This window comes from Amycolatopsis lexingtonensis, from assembly GCF_014873755.1.
Classification (GTDB): domain Bacteria; phylum Actinomycetota; class Actinomycetes; order Mycobacteriales; family Pseudonocardiaceae; genus Amycolatopsis; species Amycolatopsis lexingtonensis.
The window spans coordinates 6,325,502-6,346,563 of sequence record NZ_JADBEG010000001.1 but is presented as its reverse complement, the minus strand read 5'-3'; the positions used below and the strand labels follow the sequence as shown (position 1 = coordinate 6,346,563).

Below are 21,062 nucleotides of genomic sequence, written 5' to 3'. Positions count from 1 at the left end.
CATCGGGGTCTCCTCACGGTCGTCGACGCAGGTCAGGGCGAAAATAGCGCTCGCGGCGGCCCTCGCCAACCGGGTTTTCGAGTTACTGCCGGTCCCTGTCGGTTCCCTGTCGATCACCCTCCGATGCTTCGATCGGGGGTTCCGGGGCCCTAACTTGGGTCGGGTCAGTTGAAAATTCACCCACCGGGGAGCTGAAACCGATGTTCGGACGATTCAAGGACGTGGCCCTGTTGCTGGGGAGGATCGGCGTCGCGGTCGTCTTCCTCGCGCACGGCCTCCAGAAGTGGAACAACGGCATCGACGGCACGGCGAAGTTCTTCTCGATGACGGGCATCCCGCTGCCCACGGCCGCCGCGGTCTTCGCGATGACGGTCGAAATCCTCGGCTCGATCGCGTTCATCGCCGGGTTCCTGCTGCCGCTGGTCGGCATCGGGTACGTCGTGATCTCGGTCGGCGCGCTGCTTTCGGTGCACATCGACAACGGCCTGACCGGGCAGGGCGGCTACGAGCTCGTCCTGGTGCTGGCGCTGGCCGGGCTCGCACTCGGCTTCAACGGCGGGCGGCTTTCGCTGGACCACCTGCTGTGGGGCCGCAAGCGCGCCCGCCGCGTCGAAGCCGGGGAACTGCAGAACGCTTAAGCCGGGAGGTCCGCCGTGGTGCGCTCCGCATCACGGCGGGCTCCCAGCTTTGCCTCGTCCGCGTTGCTGACGTGGACCAGGTGGGCGCCGGCGGCGAGGGGGACGAGGAGGCCGTCGAGGATGCCCTCCGGCCCGTTCCAGTCCTTTGTGGACAGTACGCGGTCGTCCGGGGTGAGGCCCAGCTTCGCCGCGCGGGCGCGGGCTTCGGCCAGTACTTCGTCCACAGTGGAGTCGAAGAGTGCCGCCGTGTCGCCGGGGACCGGGAAGAGCGGGCTGTACTGGTCGCCCGCCATCCGGGACTCCGTCAGGTAGTCGAACGCGCCGCCGCCCGGCGGTTCGGCGAGGCCGCGGCCCATCGGGTCGAGCGTGACGACGGCGGTCGCGGTCGCGCCGGTCGGCTCCGGGTCGTCCGGCCCGACGAACGCCACCCGTGCGCCGGCGCCCTCGGCCACCACGCGCGCCCCGCACCACCATGCCCCGAGCAGCACGCCGACGGTCTGCCAGTGCGCCGGGAGCTGCAAGGCCACCGCGTCGCCCGGCTCGACGTCGAACTCCTCGGTCAGCCAGTTGGCCGTTTTCGCCGCCCAGTTGGCGGTTGTCGCGACGGACAGCTCGACGCGGCTGCCGAGCTGGTCGTCGTAATGGGTGATCAACGGTCGGGCGGGCGAGGCCAGCAGCGGGCGCAGCAGCTCGTCGGTCAGGCTCATGTGGACAAGGCTAAAGCGCGGACCGGTGACCTCGCCGGTTGACACCGGATCGCCGGGCTGAGTAGCTTTGTTTTGCAAGCAAAGCTATCTCGGAACTGGGGAACAACCATGACCATTCTCGTCACCGGAGCCCGCGGGAACGTCGGGCGGGCAGTGGTGGAAGAGCTTGTCGCCGCAGGTCAGGACGTGCGCGCGGCGAGCCGGGACGCGACCACGCTGGACGTCCCGGAGGGCGTCGCGAAGGTGAGCGCGGACCTCGAAGACGCCTCGACGCTGGACGCCGCGCTGGCCGGTGTGTCCGCGGTCTTCCTGTACGCGCGGCCGCAGGGGATCGAAGGGTTCGTGAAGGCCGCCGAGGCGGCCGGCGTCGAGCACGTGGTGCTGCTGTCGTCGGGGGCGACGCTCGAACCGGAGTCCGCGGAGAGCCGGATCGCGCGGCTGCACAACGCCGTGGAGCAGGCGCTGGCGGCGGCGTCGTTCGCCTCGACGGCGCTGAACCCGGGCGCGTTCGCGACGAATGCCTTCGGCTGGCGCGCGGACATCGCCGAAGGCGTGGTGCGCACGGCGTACCCGGACGCGCGCGTCGACGCCGTCCACGAGCGCGACATGGCGGCGGTCGCGGCCCGGATCCTGATCGACCGCTCGCACGCCGGCGAATCGCTCGCGCTGACGGGCCCGGAGCCGATCTCGTTCCGCGAGCAGGCGGCGGTGCTCGCGGACGTCCTCGGGCGGCCGTTGCGGGTCGAGGAGCTGACGACGGAGCAGGCGGCCGAGCGGATGGCCGCGCTGGGCTGGCCGCCCGAGCTGCCGCCGGAGATCCTGCGGGCCTGGGAGCGGAGGTTGCGGGAGCCGTCGCCGGTGACGGACGTCGTGCGCGAGGTGACGGGCCGGGCGCCGCGGACGTTCCGGCAGTGGGCGGAGGACCACCGCACCGACTTCGCCTGACGACGCGGCACTTTCCCTATGAAAGCTCCGCGTTGGGTTTTTGTGAGGCGGCGCCACTTTCACGTGAAAGCGACGCGTTAGGTTCTTGTGAGGCGGCGCCACTTTCGTAGGGAAAGTGCCGCGTTGGGTTTTCGTGAGGTGGCGGCACTTTCGTAGGGAAAGTGGCGCTGGGGTCAGTTGACGCAGGGGACGCCGGGGGTGTCTTGGCGCAGCGGTGCCGCGGCGGGGGCGGTGCCGCTGCCCGAGCCGCTGCCCGAGCCGCCGCCGGAGGGAGGCGCGGCCGGGGTTGCCGTGCGGCCCGCCAGGCCGGCCACGTACTCCCGGACCGCCTTCGGGTCGACCTCCACGATGCTCTGGCCGTCCGCGCTCCGCCCGTTCGCGGTGATCACCGGGATCGTCGCGAACGCCAGGTCCCCCGAAGCGATCCCCTTCGCCTGCTGCGCGAACTGCAGCAGGTCGAGCCCCGGGTCGATCGTCAGCGCGCGGTGGACCGCGTCCATCAGGCCGTTCAGCGTGCCGGGGCTGGTGAGCGTGCCCGCCGACAGCACCTGGTGCAGGGCCGAGGACAGGAACGCCTGCTGGCGCACGATCCGGTCCAGGTCGCCGCGCGGCAAGTTCTTGCGCTGGCGGACGAACGACAAGGCCTCGCCGCCCGACACCGTTTGCTCGCCGCGGCGGAAGTTCGCGCCCGAGTCCTTGTCCTCGGTCGCGTGGTTCAGGCAGACCTTTACGCCGCCGAGTGCCTCGGTCAGCAGGTAGAAACCCAGGAGGTTGACCTCGGCGTAGTGGTCGATCCGCACCTGCGTCAGGTCCTGGACCGCCTGCACCAGCACCCGGCGGCCCTCGGTGTCCGAATCGCGCTCGATCTTCGCCTGGTCGCGCTCGCCCTGCCCGCGCAGCTCCTGCGCGAAGTGCGCCTTCGCGATGCCGTACGCCGAATTGATCTTCGCCTGGCCGCGCCCGGGGATGTCGGTCCACGTGTCGCGCGGGATCGAGACCGCCGACGGCTTGCCGCCGTTCTTCGGCACCCGCAGCACCATCACCGTGTCGGTGTTCACCGCGCCGTTGTTGGCTTCCGTGCGCAGCTGCCGCAGGAGCCGCGCCGGGAGGGGGTTGCCCTGGGCGTCGGTTCGCGCGTCGCTGCCCACCAGGAGGATGTCGTCCGCGCCGTCGTCCGCCGGGGGTGGCGCGGGCTCGCCGGCGCGCGGGGTGAGCGCGTCGGTCGTCGGGACCGTGCTCTGCAACTGGTCCTTCGTCACGTACGCGTAGCCGCTGGCGCCGAGCGCGAGCAGCGACACCAGGCCGATCGCGACCCGGCGGGTCACGCGGCCGGCCCGTCGCACGCGCGACGGCACCGGAGCGGGAGCCGTCCGCGGAAACGGCGACGGCTTCCAGTCGTCGCTCTGCGTCACCGGCTCGGCGGCCGCATCCGGCTTTTTCTGCTCGTCTTCCACCCTGGACTACCTCCCCCGACCACCCTGCGTACGCAGTCTAGTTGACGCAGGGGACGTCGCCCGCCGTGATCGGCGGCGCGGCGGGGGTGGTGGCGGCCACGGACGACGTCGGCGGCTTCGCGGCCGTGGACGTCGGCGCGCCACCCGGGGCGGCGGCCGAGTTCCGGAAGTCCTTGCCGAGCAGCACGCGCACGTGCCCGGCCGTGACATCCCGGTCCGGCTCGGCCTGGACCGTCGTGCCCAGCGCCTGCTTGACGAGCGCCAGCGCGGTGTCGTCGGCCGGGTTGTACCGGACGATCGTCGTGTTGCGGGTGCTCAGCTTCTGGTCCGCGGCGAGGGTGAAGCCCTTGCCCTGCAGCATCGCGTGCGTCTGGGCGGCCAGTGCCGCGGCGCCCGTGCCGTCGAACAGCTCCACCGTGACGGCCTTCGCGCCCGGCAGCTGCGTCGACGCCGGCGCCGCCGGGGTGTCGCCGTCCGAGGTCAGCCGGGCGACCTCCGCCGCCACCGACGGCTGGTCGACGCGGAGCACGTCCGCGCCGCCGATCACCGCGTTGCCCAGCGTCGGGATGGTGTGGAACTCGATGTTGCCGCCGGTCAGGCCGCGCATCTGCTCGGCGAACTCGGTCAGGTCCCAGCCCTGCGAGAGCACGACCGACTTCTTGACCGCCGCCACGAGGTCGGCGATCTTCCCCGGGCTGGTCAGCACGTCGGTGGAGAGGACCTTGCGCGCCAGCCCGGACAGGAACGCCTGCTGGCGGGCGATCCGGTCGAGGTCGTAGTTGGGCAGGCCGTAGCGCTGGCGGACGAACGCGAGCGCCTGCACGCCCTCGATCGTCTGGCGCCCGCCCGGCAGGTCCACGCCGGACTTCACTTCCTTGACCGGCCCGTTGAGACAGACCTCGACGCCGCCGATCGACTTGGTGATCTCGTAGAAGCTCGCCAGGTTGACCTCGGCGTAGCGGTCGATCATGCCCGGCTTGCCGATGAACTTCTCGATCGTCGCGATCAGGTTCTTCCGCCCGGCGACCTTCGCTTCCGCGTCGGCCTGCTTCAAGTCCGTCATGCCCTGGCGCTGCAACGTTTTGTAAGTGTCCGTGTACGCGTAGACAAAGGCGCTGTTGAGCTTGTGCTTGCCGTAGCCGCCGGCCAGCTCCACCCAGGAGTCGCGGGGGAACGAGATCGCGATCGCGTGCTTCCCGTTCTGGGGGATGTGCACGAGGATCATCGTGTCGGTGTTCAGCTCGCCGTCGGAGACGCCGGCGTGCAGCATGTCCAGCACCTCGCGGGGCAGCGGGTTGCCCTGCGCGTCGGTGCGGCTGTCCTGGCCGACCAGGAGGATGTCGATCGCGCCGTCGAGCGGCTTCGCGTGCGCCTCGGTGTCGGCGAAGACGTTCGTGGTGGTCAGGCCGGTGTTCGGGTCACCGATGAAGTGCCAGCCGTACCAGGTCACGGCCAGGATCGCGACGGACAGCAGCGTCACGACGACTTTGCCGCCGCGCCGCGCGAAGAGGGCGGCACCGCTGCCACGGCGCGCCGGGACGGGCGGCGCAGGCCATTCGGTCACGCGCTTCCTCCCCTGTGAACCCCGTGCTTCCCCCAGGGCACCAGTGTGCCTCCACCTAGACTCTACTGAGGGTGCTGTTGGACCTCCGTAGGCTGGGGGCGGATTGCCCCGTCCGGGGGCGCGAGGAAAGGCGGGGTTATGCGGGTCCTGGTCACCGGTGGTGCGGGCTTCATCGGGTCGCACTACGTCCGGCAGGTGCTGACCGGCGCCTACCCGGCGTTGCGTGACGCCGAGGTGGTGGTGCTGGACAAGCTCACCTACGCCGGCAACGAGGCCAACCTGGCCCCGGTCGCCGCCGACCCGCGGCTGCGGTTCGTCCGCGGCGACATCTGCGACACCGCGCTGGTCACCGACGTCATGCGGGGCGTGGACCTGGTCGTGCACTTCGCCGCGGAGTCGCATGTGGACCGCTCGATCCTCGGCTCCGCCGACTTCGTGCTGACGAACGTGCTCGGCACCCAGAACCTGCTGCAGGCGGCCGTCGAGGCGGGCGTCGGCAAGTTCGTGCACGTGTCCACCGACGAGGTGTACGGCTCGATCGCGGAAGGGTCGTGGACCGAAGACCACGTGCTGGAGCCGAACTCGCCGTACTCGGCGTCGAAGGCGTCCTCCGACCTGGTGGCGCGGTCGTTCTTCCGCACCCACGGGCTGCCGGTCTGCGTCACGCGGTGCTCCAACAACTACGGTCCGTACCAATTCCCGGAGAAGGTCATCCCGCTGTTCGTCACCAACCTGCTGGACGGGCGGAAGGTGCCGCTCTACGGCGACGGGCTGAACGTCCGTGACTGGCTGCACGTGGACGACCACTGCCAGGGCATCCAGCTGGTCGCCGAGGGCGGGCGGCCCGGCGAGATCTACAACATCGGCGGCGGCACCGAGCTGACCAACCGCGCGCTGACGGAGAAGCTGCTGGCCGCGGTGGGGGCCGGCTGGGACAGCGTCGAACCGGTCGAGGACCGCAAGGGCCACGACCGCCGGTACTCGGTGGACATCACGAAGATCAACCGGGAGCTGGGGTACGCTCCGCGCGTGTCCTTCGAGGACGGTCTGGCCGCGACAGTGGCCTGGTACACGGACAATCGCGCGTGGTGGGAGCCCCTGGCGGAGCGGGCCGCGCTGAAGAAGTAAAGGACTTTCTGTGCGGCTGACGGTGCTCGTGCCCGGTGGTTCCGGGCAGCTCGGCCGGGATCTCGCCGCGCTGGCGTCTCCCTCGGTGGACGTCGTGGCGCCGGGTTCCGCGGAACTCGACGTGACGGCGACGGGCCAGGTCCTCGCGGCGGTCGGCGCCCTGGCCGACCGCGCGCGGGAAACGGGTTCGGCGCCGGTGGTCGTCAACGCGGCGGCGTACACCGCGGTCGACGCGGCGGAGAAGGACGAAGAACGCGCTTTCGCGGTGAACGCGGACGGGCCGCGGGTCCTGGCGGCGGCGTGCGCGGCCCGGCGCGTGCCGCTGATCCACGTGTCGACGGACTACGTGTTCTCCGGCGACGCTTCGGCGCCGTACGAGCCTTCCGACGAGCTCGGCCCGCGTTCGGCGTACGGCCGCACGAAGGCGGCGGGCGAGGACGCGGTGCTCGGGTCCGGGGCGGCGTCGTGGGTGGTGCGGACCGGGTGGCTGTACGGGAAGTCCGGGTCGAACTTCGTGAAGACCATGGCTTCGCTGGAGGCTTCGCGGGACACACTGTCCGTTGTGGACGATCAGGTCGGCGGTCCCACGTGGACGGCCGACCTGGCCGCGGGGCTGTTGGAGCTGGCTTCCCGCGTGGCGGGCGGGGACGGGCCGGAGGCGCGGATCCTGCACTGCACGAACGCCGGTTCGACGAGCTGGTGCGGCTTCGCGCGCGCGGTCTTCACGCGGCTGGGCGCGGACCCGTCCCGGGTGCACCCGTGCACGACGGCGGAGTTCCCGCGCCCGGCGGCGCGCCCGGCGTACTCGGTGCTGTCGCCGGCTTCGTGGAAAGCGGCGTGGCTGACGCCGATGCGGCCGTGGGAAGTGGCGCTGGACGCCTACTTCGCGGCCGCCAAGTAGGCGAGCGCCAGCTCGGTCGTCTCGGCGGCCCACGTGGTCCAGTCCAGGCCGTCGGGCCAGTGGCGGCAGGTCGCGGCGCGGTGCACGCAGGCGCCGATGACGGTCCGGGCCGTCATCCGGACGGCCGCGCTGTCGCCCGCGGCTTCGACGAATGCGCGCTGGATCGACGCCAGGGCCTGGAGTCCGCGGTCGCGGCCGTCCGCGCGCTGGCCGTCGAGCAGCTCGGGGAAGATCCGGTCGTGGGCGGCAAACGTTTCCGCCAAGGCGCGCGTGAAGGCGCCGACGACGTCGTGCGGTCCTGACCCGGCGAGTGCCTCGGTGACGTTCGTTTCCAGCCGCGTGAGCAGCTGATCCTTCACGGCGTACAGGAGCTGGTCCTTGCCGGCGAACCGGCGGTAGATCGCGCCGACCGACAGGCCCGCCCGCTCGGCCACCGCGCCGATCGTGAACTCCTCGTGCCCGCGGTGAGCTAGCACGTATTCGGCGGCAGCCAGCACTTTCTCCAGCGACGCCCGGCTGCGGGCCTGCTGGGGCGGGTTGAAGCCCTGCGGCACGGATACCTCCCAAGAACGGCTCGAATGCGAATGATAACTTGCGTTCGCATTCGAGCCGTGGAGGGGTGGCAGCATGGTGAGCATCGAGGTGCAGGGCGCTTACGTCGACTTCCCGATCTTCGACGCCAAGACCCGGTCGCTGAAGAAACGGGTGCTCGGCAAGGTCGGCGGGAAGATCGGCACCGGGACAAAGACGCCGATCATCGAAGCCCTGCAGGACATCACGCTGTCGCTGGAAGAAGGCGACCGCGTCGGCCTGGTCGGGCACAACGGGGCCGGCAAGTCCACGCTCCTGCGGCTGCTGGCCGGTATCTACGAGCCGACACGCGGCCGCACCCGCGTCGATGGGCGGATCGCGCCGGTGTTCGACCTCGGCGTCGGCCTCGACCCCGAGGTCTCCGGGCGCGAGAACATCCTGATCCGCGGCCTGTTCCTCGGCATGAACCGCGCCCAGATGGAGAAGCGGGTCGACGACATCGCGGAGTTCACCGAACTCGGCGACTACCTGCACCTGCCCCTGCGCACCTACTCCGCGGGCATGCGCGTGCGGCTCGCGCTCGGCGTGGTCACCACCATCGACCCCGAGATCCTCATCCTCGACGAAGGTCTGGGCGCGATCGACGCCGCATTCCTCGCCAAGGCGCGCGAACGGCTGGTGGACCTCGCCCGCCGCTCCGGGATCCTCGTGTTCGCTTCGCACTCGGACGAACTGCTCGGGGAATTGTGCACCGACGCCGTGTGGCTGGACGAAGGCAGGATCCGCGCGAGCGGCCGGCTCGGCGAAGTGCTCTCCGTCTACAAAGGTCAGTGACGACCCGAAGCCAGGCGGTACGCGCCCACCGTCAGCTCCGCGCACGTGCGCCAGGTGAAGCCCGCCGCGTGGGTCCGGCGGGCCGCCGACGTCGCCACCGCGTGCGGGTCGGTCACCGCCGTCCTCAGTGCCGCGGCCAGGCTGTCCACGTCGCCGTACGGGACCAGGCTCGCGCAGTCGCCCGCCACTTCGCGCAGGGCCGGGATGTCCGTGCAGACCACCGGGACGTCCGAGGCCATCGCCTCCAGCACCGGCAGGCCGAAACCCTCGTCGCGCGACGGCAGCACCAGTGCCGACGCGCCCGCCACCACCGTGCGCAGGTCCACATCGGACAGATAGCCGGTCTGACGGCGGCGGGGGCCGTGCGGGAACGGGCCGGGGCCGGCGAACACCAGGTCCGGGAGGTCCGGGGCCGCGTCGTGGGCGCGGGTCAGCCAGTCCAGGCCCTTGCGCGGCCCGGCGGCACCCGCGAACAACAGATAACGCGCGGGCAGGCCCAGGCGGGCGCGGCGCTCGTCGTCCGGGGGACGCGCGGTGAACCACGCCGGGTTCACGCCCAGCGGGGTCACCACGATCTTGTCGCGGGAGACGTCGAGGCGTTCCGCCACCGAGTCCGCGACCGCCGCCGTCGGGGTGCAGATCACGTTCGCCCGGCGGGCGCCGCGGCGGACCAGTTCCGGGAGGTCGCGGTCGCTCGGCGCCAGCTCGGCCGGGTTGTCCAAAAAGGCCAGATCGTGGATCGTCACCACGCCCGCCGCCCGGAACCGGCCCGGCAGCACGAAGTTCGTGCCGTGCACGACGTCGGTCGGGCCGGCGAACAGCTCCACCGGCGGGAAGTCCGAACGCAGCCACGCCATCCGCAGCAGCCGCGCCGCCACCGGCATCCCGCGGGCGCGGGCGCCGTAGGGGAGCACGTGCCGCAGCCGCCGCCAGCCGCGCAGCGTGAACGCCACCGCGCGCGTGTCCACCTCGGGGATCGAGATCAGTTCTTCGCTCAGCGCGGCCGTGTACCGGCCGATCCCGGTGCGGGCGCCGAGGAGCGGGGTGCCGTCGAGGAGGACGCGGAGTGACCTAGCCACGGCGCAACCGCTGCTTCGCGACCTTCAGCACCCGGCCGCCCGCGCGCCGGGCCAGCTCGCCGGCGCCGCCCGCGGCCAGGTATTCGCGGACGAGGTCGACGTCGCGGCGCAGCATCGCCCGCCCGCGCACCGCCGGCGTCTTCACCAGGTCGGCCGACCCGGGCAGCCGGTCGGCCGCCGGGCGCGGGTCGCGGCAGAACTCCACCAGCGGCTTGAGCGCTTCCGGCCACGCGAACCGCTGCGCGACCACGGCGATCCGTTCGACGCAAGCCGCGGCGAACTCCTCGTCGTACAACGACTTTTCGAGCGCGTCCGCCAGCGCGGAAGCGTCCTCGGCCGGCACGACGACGCCGAGCTTCTCCGCCCGTACCAGATCGGCGAAGGCGTCGCCGTCGGTGGTGACGATCGGCAGCCCGGCCCACAGGTAGTCGAGGACGCGGGTGCGGAACGCGAACGTCGTCTCGACGTGCTCGTAGTGCGTCGTCACGCCGCAGTTCGCGTCGAGCAGCCAGTTCTGGCGCTCGTGGTAGGGCACCCACTGCTCGTTGAAGTAGACGTGCTTGCCGGTCAGCCCCAGCGAATCCGCGAGCCGGATCGTCCGGGTGCCGATGTCCATCTCGGCGACCTCGGGGTTCGGGTGCTTCATCCCGAGGAACACCAGCCGGACGTCACCGCGGCGGCGGCGCAGCTGGTCGATCGCGCGGACCAGGGTCAGCGGGTCGAACCAGCTGTACACCCCGCCCGCCCAGAGCACCACGTGGTCGGTGCCGCCGATGCCCAGCGACGAGCGCAGGCCCGGCCCGGTGCGTACCGGCGGTTCCGGCGACAGTCCGAAGGGGACGACCGCGAGCAGCGACTGCGTCGTCGGGTCCGCGTCGTAGAGCCGCGGCGAGAGCCGGCCCAGCGCGGCCAGGTGCCCGAGCCAGAAGTGCCGCTGCCGCTCGGACGCGCAGAGGAAGAAGTCGCCGCGCTCGAGCTGCGCGTCGAGGACTCGGGTGACGCCCGCGAGGTCGGCCGCGCGCTGGTCGTCGGCGACGCCCTTGCCCTGCTCCAGCAGTTCGAGGTGCATCGGGTCGTAGAGGTCGGCGACGACGATCTTGCCGCTGTGCTGCTTCTTCAGCGTCGGCGCGAGTTCGAGCACGTGACCCTGCAGGACGATGACGTCGGCCCAGGCGATCGGCGCGTCCAGCTCGCGGTGCTTGCCGGCGCTGACGCGGAACGGCGCGGGCGGCGGCGTGGCGAGCGGGTTCGTCGTGACGAGGTGGACGTCGTGCTCGGCGGCCAGCGCCAGCGCGATGTTCCAGGCGCGGATCGCCGGGCCCGCCATCCGCTCGGTGAGCGCGTCACCGGTGATCACGAGGATCTTGCGCCGCTGCCCGAATGCCTTTTCGATGCCGAACGCCTCGACGAGGATGTCGTGCGCCGCGAGGTAGCGCGGCAGCGGGTAGGCGGGCTCCAACGCCTTGCGCAGCAACGGAAGCAGGTCGGCGTCGGTGCGGACGCGCGCGGCCTGCTCGATCGCCCGCGACTCGGCGAGCGAGGGCAGCTGCTCGACGAACTGGTCGATGGCCAGCAGCCCGGCCAGCGTCGTGCGCGGGATGGCGACGTCGCCGGATTCGATCGGGCCGACACCGTGTTCGAGGTCGAGCTGGGTCGCGTCCAGCTCGCCGCGGGCGGTCGCCCGGCGCACGGCCAGGGCGAGCGCCGCGGGCAGCGCGCGGGCCAGCGTCTCGTCGGAGAGGTTCTTGTAGAGCGCGGCGAGGGCGTTGCGCTCCAGGAGGAAGGTCTCGCGGCCGGTCTCCGGCGCGTCCACGGCGGACATCGTGCCGTGGTGGCGGTGATAGGTCAGCGACTCGGGGACGTACCGGACGCGCCAGCCGCGCAGGTTGAGCCGCCAGCCGAGGTCGACGTCCTCGTAGAACATGAAGAACCGCTCGTCGAAGCCGCCGAGCTCGGCGAACACGCTTTCCCGGACGAACATCGCCGAGCCGGTGCCGAACAGGACGTCCTTCGCGACCTCGTGCTCGGCGGCCGGGACGTCGGCCAGCGGCGAGCCCGCGTGGCGCTTGTAGCCCATGCCGAACCAGGTCAGGCCGCCGTCGACGAAGTCGGTGCCGGTGCCGTCCCAGTCGAGGACCTTGCTGGCCACGGCGGCGACGCGGGGCTGGGCGCGCAGTTCGGCGACGGCCGCGGCGACCCAGCTGGGAGCCGGGCGGGCGTCGTTGTTGAGGAAGCCGAGGACAGTGCCCTTCGCGCGCTTCGCGCCGAGGTTGCAGCCGCCCGCGAAGCCGGTGTTGCGCCCGGCCTCGACCACCTGGGCCTGGGGGACGGCCTCGCGGATGCGCGCGGCTTCGTCGGAGTTGTCGACGCAGATCAGCTCGAGCTCGGCGTAGTCGTGCTCGGCGAGCGCGCGCAGGCACGCGATCGTGTCGTCGGCACCGTGGTAGTTCACCACGATCACCGAGACGAGCGGTTGCGGTTCCCCCTGCGCCAAAGCCTGCTCCTTCGTCGGGATGGCGCTCAGCTTAAAGGCCAGCCCATGCTTCCCAGACCGCGCCTCGGCCGAGCGCCGCCCGCCGGCCGATCACGCGGCGGGCGAGCAACGTCGCTGGTAGCCGTGCGGCTACCTCCACCAGGACGCGGCAGCGCAGGCCGAACCGGAAGTTCGCCGCCGCCGGACGACCTCGTAGCGGCAGCACCGCTGTCAACACGGCGAACCTGACCAGCTGGTTCACCGCGACGCCGCCGGGCGCACAGCGCAGCAGCATGAGCAGCCTGTTGCGCTCGTTCCAGCGGTGGAACAGCGGCGAACCGGGCTTGCTGCTGACGCCGTGGGCGTGCCGGACGCGGGCCTCCGGCGCCGCGACGACGTCCCAGCCGGCCAGCCGCAGCCGCCACGCCGTGTCGGTGTCCTCGTAGTAGCAGAAGAAGGCCGCCGGGACGCCGCCGATGCCGCGGAGGGCGTCGGTGCGCAGCAGGGCCGCGCCGCCGCAGAAGGCGAACACCTCTTCGGAGGGTTCGGTGAGGTCGGCGCCGTGGCCGTCGGCGGTCAGCCGGACCCCGGCGGACTGGGTGGTGCCGTCGGGCAGCACGAGCAGCGACGTCGCCGCGGCGGCCAGCGGCGCCTTCTCGAGGGTGTCCTCCAGCGTCGCGAGCCAGTCGGGCGCCGGCTCGGCGTCGTCGTTCAGCCACGCGATCAGCGGCGTCCCGACCTTTTTCACCGCGACGGCGAGCGCGCCCGCGTACCCGGTGTTGCGCGGCAGGCGGATTACTTGCGGACGCGAAGGATGGGCTTCGAGCAGGGCGGCGGTGCCGTCGTCGGAGGCGTTGTCCACCACGAGCGTCCGATGTGGACGCGTCTGCGCGGCGAGCGCGTCGAGGCAGGCGGTGACGTGCCCGGCACCCCGCCAGGTCACGACGACCACCGTGGTGGCGGGATTCGCGGTCACGTCCCGCACAATAGCCGCGTGCCCAGACTGGTCGTGCTCGCCGAGCAGCTCCTCGCGCCCGTGCCCGGTGGCACCGGGCGCTACACGGCCGAGCTGCTCCCCGCGCTCGCCAAGACCGCGCCGCCGGGCTGGACGGTGTCCAGCGTGGTCGCGCGGCACGCCGACGTCCGGGCGGCCGAGCTCGACGGCGTCGAAGGCCCGCGGGTGCTGCGCATCCCGCCGCGCGCGCTGGTCGCCGCGTGGCAGCTGGGCCTTCGGTGGTGGCCGGGCGGCGACGCGGTGCACGCGCCGACCCCGTTCGCGCCGCCACGCGCCCCGGCCGGGAAGACGCTGAGCGTGACCGTGCACGACACCGTGCCGTGGACCCACCCCGAGACGCTGACCTCGCGCGGCGTCAGCTGGCACCGGTCGATGATCGCGCGGGCCGCGCGGCGGGCGACCGGGCTGGTCGTGCCGACGCGGGCGGTCGCCGACGAGCTGGCGGTGCTGATCGACCTCGACGTCCCGGTGCGCGTGATCCCGCACGGCGTGCGGGTGCCTGCCGGGGACGCGGACCTGGAGCTGCCCGCCCGGTACGTGCTGGCGGTCGGCACGATCGAGCCGCGCAAGGGCATCGACGTGCTGATCGACGCGGTCGCGGCGCTGGAAGGCACGATGCTCGTGCTGGCCGGCCAGCCGGGCTGGGGCGGCATCGACCCGGTCGCGCTGGCCGCCGAACGCGGGCTGCCGGCGGACCGGCTGCGGATGCTCGGGAAGGTGTCGGACGCCGAGCTGGCGACCGCGCTGCGCCACGCGAGCGTGCTGGCGGTGCCGAGCCTCGCCGAGGGGTTCGGGCTCGGCCTGCTGGAGGCGATGGCGGCCGGGGTCCCGGTGGTGCACACCGACGTCCCGGCCCTGGTCGAGGTGGCGGGCGGCGCGGGCATGACGGTGCCGCGCGGCGACGCGACGGCGCTGGCGGCCGCCCTCCGGGAGGTGCTCGGGTCGCCGTCGCGCGCGGCGGAACTGGTCCGCGCGGGCCGCGACCGGGCGAAGACGTTCACCTGGCGCCGCGCCGCGGAAGCCGTCTGGGGCATCCACCGGCGGGCTCACGATTAGCCCGGTTTGCCAGTTCCCCACCAGCGCGGAGGGTCGTCGCCGTACCCTGCAGGGGTGAGCGATGACCCCCGGGTGCTGATCGACGCGACCGCGGTGCCCGCGGACCGCGGCGGGGTGGGCCGGTACGTGGATTCGCTGGTCGCGGCCCTGGACGCGGACGGCGCGCGGCTCACGGTCGTCTGCCAGCCCCGCGACCTGCAGCTTTACGATCGGCTGGCGCCGCACTCGCGCGTCGTCCCGGCTTCACCGTCGACGACCACCCGCACCGCCCGGCTGACCTGGGAACAGGCGACCCTGCCCCGGCTGTCCCGCCGCCTCGGCGCGGACGTAGTCCACTCGCCGCACTACACGATGCCCCTCGCGACGTCGGCGGCTTCGGTGGTCACGCTGCACGACGCGACGTTCTTCACGGACGCGGTGCTCCACTCGTCGGTGAAGGCCCGCTTCTTCCGCGCGTGGACGGCGACGGCTCTGAGGCGGGCGACGCTGTGCGTGGTTCCGTCGGCGGCGACGGCGTCGGAACTGGCCCGCGTCGGCCCGGTCCGGCACGCGGCTTTGGAAGTCATTCACCACGGCGTCGACACCGAGCGCTTCCACCCGCCGTCCCCAGCGGAGATCGCTTCCGCGCGGGCGGCGGTCGGGCTGGGGCGGACGCCGTACGTGGCGTTCTTGGGTGCGCTGGAGCCGCGGAAGAACGTGCCCGCGTTGATCCGGGGGTTCGCCCGCGCGGTGGCGGGGCGGCCGGACGCGCCGGCGTTGGTGCTGGCGGGGCAGCCGGGGTGGGACACCCAGGTGGAGCGGGCTTTGGACGCGGTGCCGCATCGGCTGCGCGTGATCCGGGCGGGGTACCTGCCGTTCGGGACGCTGGCGGGGTTCCTGGGGGGATCCGAGCTGGTCGCGTACCCGTCGCTGGGCGAGGGGTTCGGGCTGCCGGTGCTCGAGGCGATGGCGTGCGGGGCTTGCGTGCTGACCACCCGGCGGCTCTCGTTGCCTGAGGTGGGCGGGGACGCGGTGGCGTATTGCGGGGTCGGTGCCGGGGACGTGGCGGCGGCGATCAGCGAGCTGCTGGCGGATCCCGGGCGGCGGGCTGAGCTGGCTACTGCGGCGCAGCAGCGGGCGAAGGAGTTCTCCTGGGCCACGACGGCGGAGCGTCATCGGGAGGCGTACGGGAAGGCCTGGTCACGCCACCTGCGTTCCCGCTGATTCGTACCGGGCTGTGATCGGCGGTGGTACGCTGGGTGTGCGAGGTCCCCGTGGGGCCGAGTATGAAAGCCCGTGACGCGTCCGGACGGTCGTCTCGCGGGCTTTTCGCTGTTCTCATACCTCGAAGCGCTCGGTGATGAGGGGACTCGCGCGGCGCCGCCAGTCCCCGCCCGCGCCGACGCACCAAGCCACCGCGTCGGAGATCCACAGCAGCGGTTCGGCGGTCGAATCGACGTGCTCGTAGGTGAGTTCCGTCTTCGACGGTCGGAAGCCGAGAGCCTGCTGCAAGGTCTGGCGATCGTGCCCGTCGCGGTGGTCACGGCTGTCGAGAACCAGCCGGTGCGCTTGCAGCCCGAGCAGATCCTGGGTGAGGAGCGCCAAGCAGCGCTGCCGGGTGGCTTCTTCGGCCTTGGGTGCGCAGGTGCCCGAATAGAGCCGAGCCGTGACCGGCATCGCCACCATCCGGTCGATGAGCATCCTGCGGCGAGGTTCTTTCTCCTTTTTGAAGTGCAACTCGCGCCCGCCGCGCAGCAGCAGTGACATCAACGCTCGCCGAGCGGTGGTGAGGTGCGCCGGTTCGACGATCGTCGCGCAGAGTAGATAGCTGCCGGCACGTGCTGACTCGTCGACGAAGGCGTGCACCGTCATCGCGACATCATGACGTGCGCAGTTGTACGTGCCGAAGTCGGGTGACTACTTCAAGTGACAAGCGCTGATTTCTCCCAGCGTGCCCCTGAGCCGGGGTGCCGGGAGAGCGCTGCGTGACGAAGGGACAATGGCCCGGTGACTGAGCAGACCCGCTACGGCGACCAGATCGGCGTCGTCACCGTGACGTACTTCTCCGGCGAAACCCTCGAGCGGTTCCTCGACACTCTCGAGAAGGCCACCGATCGCGACGTGCAGGTCGTCGTCGCCGACACCGTCTCCACCGACGGTGCGCCCGAGAAGGCCGCGAAGCGCGCGAACGTGCACCTGCTCAGCATCGGCGAGAACGTCGGGTACGGGACCGGGTGCAACCGCGGGGTCGCCGAGCTGGACGACCGGTACGGGTGGATCGTCATCTCCAACCCCGACCTCGAATGGGAGCCCGGGTCCCTCGACACGCTGCTCGAAGCCGCGAAGCGGTGGCCGCGCGGTGGGTCGTTCGGGCCGCTGATCCACGAGCTCGACGGGACCACCTACCCCTCCGCCCGGCTGCTGCCCTCCTTCGGGCGCGGGATCGGGCACGCCGCGCTCGGGAAGGTCTGGCCCGGCAACCCCTGGACCAGGCAGTACCGGCAGGAGACCGGGACGCCGGTCGAGCGCACGGCCGAGTGGCTGTCCGGGTCCTGCCTGCTGCTGCGCCGGGAGGCGTTCGAGTCGGTCGGCGGGTTCGATTCGCGGTACTTCATGTACTTCGAGGACGTCGACCTCGGGGACCGGCTCGGCAAGGCCGGCTGGCTCAACGTCTACGTGCCCTCGGCCGGCGTCATGCACCTCGGCGGGCACTCGACGTCGCAGGCGTCCAAGAAGATGCTCGCCGCGCACCACGCGAGCGCCTACCAGTACCTCGCCGACCGGCACCCCGGGCTGCTCTGGAAGCCCGTGCTGGCCGCGACGAAGCTCGGGCTCGCGCTGCGGCTGAAGCTCGAGACCCGCTAGATCCCGTCGAGCCGGCGCGAGAGGTCGGACTTGCCGTTGGTCTGCGTGACCGTCGGCACCAGTCCGGTGTCCTCCGGGTCCGGCTCCTTCAGCGGGCTCGTGATCGGCTCGGCCTGCGGACGGCGGGCCAGCGGCGTGGGCATCGGCGTCGTCGGCGTGGGCGTGCTCAACGGCGTCGTCGGCTGCGGGCGGCGGCCGCCCGGCACCTCCAGCCGGCGCGTCGGGGACGAGCCGGCCAGCGGGTGGTCGTTCTCCTCGATCAGCGACGCCGGCAGCTGCGTCGTCGTGTCGGGGTCCCGGCTCCGGTCGAGGCCGTCGATCGCCGCGCGCGGGATCTGCTGGGTGTTCGACGAGTCCATCGGTGACGTCGCGCTGTCGGGTGTCACTACGAACACACCACGCGCCTGGGCTCGTGCGAGCAGGGCGTCCGCCCGATCGCGGGGGTCCATCCCCTCGGCCTCCCGACTGACCCGGGGGCCCTCTGGGGAAAGGCCCGCCTGTTTCCTGTCTAGGGTAGGCCCTCCGGGCGACCTCCGTCAGGGTTTCCCGCGGCTTGTCGCTCAGCGGTGCGTGATACAGGAGGAGATTTCCGTGACGTCCGAGGTCGAGGTCGACGCCGTCGTGCTGGTCGGGGGCAAGGGCACCCGGCTGCGCCCGCTCACCCTTTCGGCGCCGAAGCCGATGCTCCCGACAGCCGGGACGCCCTACCTGAGCCACCTGTTCTCGCGCATCCGCGAAGCCGGGATCCGGCACGTCGTGCTGGGGACGAGCTACCGGGCGGAGGTGTTCGAGGAGTACTTCGGCGACGGCAAGTCGATCGGTCTGGACCTGGAGTACGTCGTCGAGGAGGAGCCGCTCGACACCGCCGGCGCCATCCGGAACGTCCACGACAAGCTGCGCGCCGACAACGTGATCGTCTTCAACGGCGACATCATCTCCGGCTCGGACCTCGGCGAGCAGCTGCGCGTGCACCGCGAGTCCGGGGCCGACGTCACCCTGCACCTGCAGCGCGTCCCGGACCCGAGCCGGTTCGGCTCGGTGCCCACCGACGAGACCGGGCGGGTCCAGGCGTTCCTCGAGAAGACGCCGAACCCGCCGACCGACCAGATCAACGCCGGCTGCTACGTCTTCCGCCGCCCGGTGATCGAGGCCATCCCGACCGGCCGCCGCGTGTCGGTCGAGCGCGAGACGTTCCCGCAGCTGCTGGAGCAGGGCGCGCACATCCACGGCTTCGTCGACGCGTCCTACTGGCTGGACGTCGGCACGCCGGAGGCGTTCGTCCGCGGCTCGGCGGACCTGGTGCGGGGCGTCGCGCCGACGTCGGCGCTGCCCGGCCGGCCCGGCGAGTTCCTGGTCCTCGACGGCGCTTCGGTGGCCGAGGACGCCCAGCTCTCCGGTGGTTCGACCATCGGCGGCGGCGCGGTCGTCGGCTCGGGCGCGAAGATCGACGGCTCGGTCCTGTTCGACGGCGCGGCTGTGTCCGAAGGCGCCGTCGTCGAGCGCTCGGTGCTCGGGCACGGCGCGCGTGTCGGGGCCGGCGCGGTCCTGCGCGGTGTGGTCCTGGGCGACGGCGTGTCCGTCGGCGCCGGTTGCGAGCTGCTGGAAGGCGCCCGCGTCTGGCCCGACACCGTGCTGCCCGACGGCGCCATCCGCTTCTCGAGCGACGCGTAGATGTTCTGGCGTCCCGCGTTCGAGGTCGACCTGGGCCGGGTCCTGGGTCCGCTGAAGCGCGGCCGCGGGTCGCTGAACATCCTCACCGACGAGCGCGGGATCACCTGGCTCGCGTCGAACACCCCCGACGGCCCGGGCACGCTCGCGCTGCGTCGGCTTTCGGACGGGCGCGTCGAAGCCGCGGCCTGGGGCGACGGGGCGGACCGGCTGCTCACCGGCGTCCCGGCGTTGCTGGGGGCGAACGACGACGACACCGGTTTCGTCGCGCACCACGACGTCGTCGCGCGCGCCCGGCGGGCGAACCCCGGCCTGCGGCTGGGTGCGACGGGCGTGGTGTGGGACTGGCTGGTGCTCGCGGTGCTGGAGCAGAAGGTCGCCGGCAAGGAGGCGATCCGGTCGTGGGCCGAGCTGTGCCGCCGGTTCGGCGCGCCGGCACCCGGACCGGGGCCGGAACGGCTGCGCGTACCGCCGACGCCGGTGGCGCTGCGCTCGCTGCCGGACTGGCACTGGCACCGCGCGGGCGTCGACATCAAGCGCCGGACGGCCCTGCTCAACGCGGCTCGCGTCGCCCCGCACCTGGAGCGGGCCGTGGAACTGCGCGGGCTCGAGGGGCGGCATTGGCTGCGTCAGGTCCCGGGCATCGGCGTCTGGACGGCGGCGGAGATCGCCCAGCGCGCGTGGGGCGACCCGGACGCGGTGAGCTTCGGCGACTACAACATCCCGTCGATGGTCGGGCACGCGCTGGCGGGCACGAAGACGGACGACGCGGGGATGGCGGAGCTGCTGGCGCCGTACGCCCCGCAGCGGCAGCGGGCGGTGCGGTACCTGGAGGCGGCCGGGCACACGCGCCCGCGGTTCGGCCCGCGCATCGAGCTACGCGACTACCGCGCCATGTGAGGTCGGTCCGCAGCGGTGCGCCGGCGTCTTGAATGAGTCATTCAGGACGTCCGAAGACCTGAATGACTCATTCAAGACGTTGGGCGAGCGGGTTACCGGCGGTGGAGTGGCCTGGCCGCGCGACTTCGCCGGAGCCCTGGACTCAAAGGCCGTGAATGTGGCATTCACGGCTTTCGGCTACTGCGGCGGCGGGGGGTAGCCGCCCGGCGGGGGCGGGTACGGGGGTTGCTGGCCGGGGTACGGCGGTTGCTGGCCGGGGTACGGCGGCTGGGGTGGGTAGCCCGGGGGCTGCTGGCCGGGGAAGCCTTGCTGGGGCGGGTAGCCCGGCTGCTGGTAGCCCGGGTACTGCGGCGGGTACGGCGGCTGCTTGGGCTTGCTGGAGTTGACGATCAGCAGCACCACCCCGACGATGCCCGCGAGCACCACCACGATGATCAGCAGCATCAGCACGCTCACCATCAACCATTCCCCTCGTCGAGCGCGGCGCGGACGATCGACAGCGCCTCGGCGGAACCGAGGCCCAGCTTACGAGTGATCTTCGCGTACTCCGCGGCGGCCTCCTGGGCCCGGCGGCGGCTTTGGTCGCCGGACGCCGCGACGAAGCTGCCCGCCCGGCCGCGGGTTTCGATCAGGCCCGCTTCCTCCAGCTCGCGATAGGCGCGCGCGACCGTGTTCGGGGCGATGCCCAGGTCGGCGGCGAGCTGCCGGACGGTCGGCAGTTTGGTGCCCACGGCCAGGCTCCGGTCGTTGATCCGCGCCGCGAGCCCGGACCGGACCTGCTCGAAGGGTGGCACCGCCGAGCCGCTGTCGTAGGGGACGATCACCAGCTCTGCGGCCCCGCTCCCGGACCCGGCAGCTGCTGCGGCGGCGGCGGGAACGACGGCCCCTGCGGCGCGTACTGCTGCGGCGCGGGCGGGTACCCCGGCTGCTGCGGGAACCCTTGCTGCGGCGAAGGCGGGTAACCGGGCTGCTGCGGAAACCCCTGCGACGGCGGCGCGAACCCCGGTTGCGGCGGTGCGGAACCCGCGAACCCGGGCTGCGGTGCGGCACCCGCAAACCCCGGCTGCGGCGTGGCACCCGTCTGCGTGGGCGCGAAGCCCTGCGGCGGAAAACCCTGCTGCGGCGGGAAGTTCGGGTTCGGCGGGAACTGCCCGCCGTTCTTCATCGCCTCTTCGCGGCGCATCTTCGACACCCGCACGATCACCGCGATGATGAACACGATGACGCCCAGGATGATCAGCCCGAGCACGATGTACCCGAACACCCCGGTGTCCCCACCACTTCCGGAGTGGTAGTGCACCCGCTCGGGAAACTGCGTAGCCATG

The 21,062-nt window shown here is 72.2% G+C and carries 22 protein-coding genes; 10 read left to right on the top strand and 12 right to left on the bottom strand.

Annotated elements, in window-relative coordinates; all coding sequences use genetic code 11:
- Window positions 1-200: 200 nt before the first annotated feature.
- Window positions 201-638 carry a DoxX family protein gene (locus H4696_RS28650; RefSeq protein WP_086857842.1) on the top strand — a complete coding sequence of 146 codons (438 nt, stop codon included), beginning with the start codon at window positions 201-203 and terminating at the stop codon, window positions 636-638.
- Here H4696_RS28650 and H4696_RS28645 read toward each other — a convergent pair.
- On the bottom strand, window positions 635-1,345 hold the full coding sequence (locus H4696_RS28645) for a TIGR03089 family protein (RefSeq protein ID WP_086857841.1): 711 nt from the start codon (window positions 1,343-1,345) through the stop codon (window positions 635-637). The two genes, H4696_RS28650 and H4696_RS28645, sit on opposite strands and share 4 nt — an antisense overlap.
- Before the next feature lie 108 nt (window positions 1,346-1,453).
- Between H4696_RS28645 and H4696_RS28640 the strand changes: the two genes are divergently transcribed.
- Entirely contained in the window at window positions 1,454-2,290 is an 837-nt protein-coding gene (locus H4696_RS28640) for an NAD(P)H-binding protein (protein WP_086857840.1), read from the top strand.
- A gap of 173 nt (window positions 2,291-2,463) precedes the next feature.
- Here the strand turns inward: H4696_RS28640 and H4696_RS28635 are convergent, their stop codons facing one another.
- A complete protein-coding gene (locus tag H4696_RS28635; RefSeq protein WP_192782590.1) occupies window positions 2,464-3,744 on the bottom strand; it encodes an LCP family protein in 1,281 nt (426 codons plus the stop codon).
- A gap of 37 nt (window positions 3,745-3,781) precedes the next feature.
- Complete coding sequence (locus H4696_RS28630; RefSeq protein WP_086857839.1) at window positions 3,782-5,308, bottom strand: LCP family protein; 1,527 nt, start codon at window positions 5,306-5,308, stop codon at window positions 3,782-3,784.
- A gap of 138 nt (window positions 5,309-5,446) precedes the next feature.
- Between H4696_RS28630 and rfbB the strand changes: the two genes are divergently transcribed.
- Window positions 5,447-6,436 (top strand): dTDP-glucose 4,6-dehydratase, encoded by a 990-nt coding sequence (rfbB, locus tag H4696_RS28625; protein WP_086857838.1) that lies wholly within the window; start codon window positions 5,447-5,449, stop codon window positions 6,434-6,436.
- A 10-nt stretch (window positions 6,437-6,446) separates the two neighbouring features.
- Entirely contained in the window at window positions 6,447-7,337 is an 891-nt protein-coding gene (rfbD, locus tag H4696_RS28620; RefSeq protein WP_086857837.1) for a dTDP-4-dehydrorhamnose reductase, read from the top strand.
- On the opposite strand, the gene H4696_RS28615 is transcribed toward rfbD, so the two are convergent.
- Entirely contained in the window at window positions 7,316-7,891 is a 576-nt protein-coding gene (locus H4696_RS28615) for a TetR/AcrR family transcriptional regulator (RefSeq protein ID WP_249026900.1), read from the bottom strand. The genes rfbD and H4696_RS28615 overlap by 22 nt on opposite strands.
- Window positions 7,892-7,964: 73 nt before the next feature.
- Between H4696_RS28615 and wzt the strand changes: the two genes are divergently transcribed.
- Entirely contained in the window at window positions 7,965-8,702 is a 738-nt protein-coding gene (wzt, locus tag H4696_RS28610) for a galactan export ABC transporter ATP-binding subunit Wzt/RfbE (RefSeq protein WP_086857836.1), read from the top strand.
- On the opposite strand, the gene H4696_RS28605 is transcribed toward wzt, so the two are convergent.
- From H4696_RS28605 to H4696_RS28595, 3 genes are read right to left on the bottom strand one after another with little or no spacing between them, the layout of a single operon-like run.
- Entirely contained in the window at window positions 8,696-9,781 is a 1,086-nt protein-coding gene (locus H4696_RS28605) for a glycosyltransferase family 4 protein (RefSeq protein ID WP_086857835.1), read from the bottom strand. The two genes, wzt and H4696_RS28605, sit on opposite strands and share 7 nt — an antisense overlap.
- The gene (locus tag H4696_RS28600; RefSeq protein ID WP_086857834.1) at window positions 9,774-12,275 is read right to left on the bottom strand and encodes a glycosyltransferase; all 2,502 of its coding nucleotides are present in this window, start codon (window positions 12,273-12,275) and stop codon (window positions 9,774-9,776) included. Before H4696_RS28600 ends, H4696_RS28605 begins: the two co-directional genes overlap by 8 nt.
- A gap of 31 nt (window positions 12,276-12,306) precedes the next feature.
- Entirely contained in the window at window positions 12,307-13,239 is a 933-nt protein-coding gene (locus tag H4696_RS28595) for a glycosyltransferase family 2 protein (RefSeq protein WP_169734899.1), read from the bottom strand.
- A 9-nt stretch (window positions 13,240-13,248) separates the two neighbouring features.
- Here H4696_RS28595 and H4696_RS28590 point away from each other — a divergent pair, with 9 nt between their 5' ends.
- Together H4696_RS28590 and H4696_RS28585 are read left to right on the top strand one after the other, a co-directional pair.
- Window positions 13,249-14,325 carry a glycosyltransferase family 4 protein gene (locus tag H4696_RS28590; RefSeq protein ID WP_086857833.1) on the top strand — a complete coding sequence of 359 codons (1,077 nt, stop codon included), beginning with the start codon at window positions 13,249-13,251 and terminating at the stop codon, window positions 14,323-14,325.
- A 72-nt stretch (window positions 14,326-14,397) separates the two neighbouring features.
- Complete coding sequence (locus H4696_RS28585; RefSeq protein WP_086857832.1) at window positions 14,398-15,528, top strand: glycosyltransferase family 4 protein; 1,131 nt, start codon at window positions 14,398-14,400, stop codon at window positions 15,526-15,528.
- Window positions 15,529-15,642: 114 nt separating this feature from the next.
- Here the strand turns inward: H4696_RS28585 and H4696_RS28580 are convergent, their stop codons facing one another.
- The gene (locus H4696_RS28580) at window positions 15,643-16,176 is read right to left on the bottom strand and encodes a hypothetical protein (RefSeq protein WP_086857831.1); all 534 of its coding nucleotides are present in this window, start codon (window positions 16,174-16,176) and stop codon (window positions 15,643-15,645) included.
- Between the two features lie 135 nt (window positions 16,177-16,311).
- Between H4696_RS28580 and H4696_RS28575 the strand changes: the two genes are divergently transcribed.
- A complete protein-coding gene (locus tag H4696_RS28575; RefSeq protein WP_086857830.1) occupies window positions 16,312-17,169 on the top strand; it encodes a glycosyltransferase family 2 protein in 858 nt (285 codons plus the stop codon).
- Here H4696_RS28575 and H4696_RS28570 read toward each other — a convergent pair.
- On the bottom strand, window positions 17,166-17,618 hold the full coding sequence (locus tag H4696_RS28570; protein ID WP_086857829.1) for a hypothetical protein: 453 nt from the start codon (window positions 17,616-17,618) through the stop codon (window positions 17,166-17,168). The two genes, H4696_RS28575 and H4696_RS28570, sit on opposite strands and share 4 nt — an antisense overlap.
- Before the next feature lie 142 nt (window positions 17,619-17,760).
- On the opposite strand from H4696_RS28570, the gene manB reads away from it, so the two are divergent.
- Both manB and H4696_RS28560 read left to right on the top strand, forming a co-directional pair.
- The gene (gene manB, locus H4696_RS28565) at window positions 17,761-18,840 is read left to right on the top strand and encodes a mannose-1-phosphate guanylyltransferase (protein ID WP_086857828.1); all 1,080 of its coding nucleotides are present in this window, start codon (window positions 17,761-17,763) and stop codon (window positions 18,838-18,840) included.
- Window positions 18,841-19,737, top strand: coding sequence for a DNA-3-methyladenine glycosylase family protein (locus H4696_RS28560; RefSeq protein WP_086857827.1), 897 nt, complete (start codon window positions 18,841-18,843; stop codon window positions 19,735-19,737).
- Between the two features lie 177 nt (window positions 19,738-19,914).
- Here H4696_RS28560 and H4696_RS28555 read toward each other — a convergent pair whose 3' ends face one another.
- The 3 genes from H4696_RS28555 to H4696_RS28545 are packed head-to-tail and all read right to left on the bottom strand — an operon-like array spanning window position 19,915 to window position 21,061.
- Window positions 19,915-20,196 carry a hypothetical protein gene (locus H4696_RS28555; RefSeq protein ID WP_192782589.1) on the bottom strand — a complete coding sequence of 94 codons (282 nt, stop codon included), beginning with the start codon at window positions 20,194-20,196 and terminating at the stop codon, window positions 19,915-19,917.
- Window positions 20,196-20,561: a GntR family transcriptional regulator gene (locus H4696_RS28550; protein ID WP_192782588.1), complete on the bottom strand. Its 366-nt coding sequence runs from the start codon at window positions 20,559-20,561 to the stop codon at window positions 20,196-20,198. Before H4696_RS28550 ends, H4696_RS28555 begins: the two co-directional genes overlap by 1 nt.
- The gene (locus H4696_RS28545) at window positions 20,558-21,061 is read right to left on the bottom strand and encodes a hypothetical protein (protein ID WP_086865709.1); all 504 of its coding nucleotides are present in this window, start codon (window positions 21,059-21,061) and stop codon (window positions 20,558-20,560) included. Before H4696_RS28545 ends, H4696_RS28550 begins: the two co-directional genes overlap by 4 nt.
- Window position 21,062: the final 1 nt, after the last annotated feature.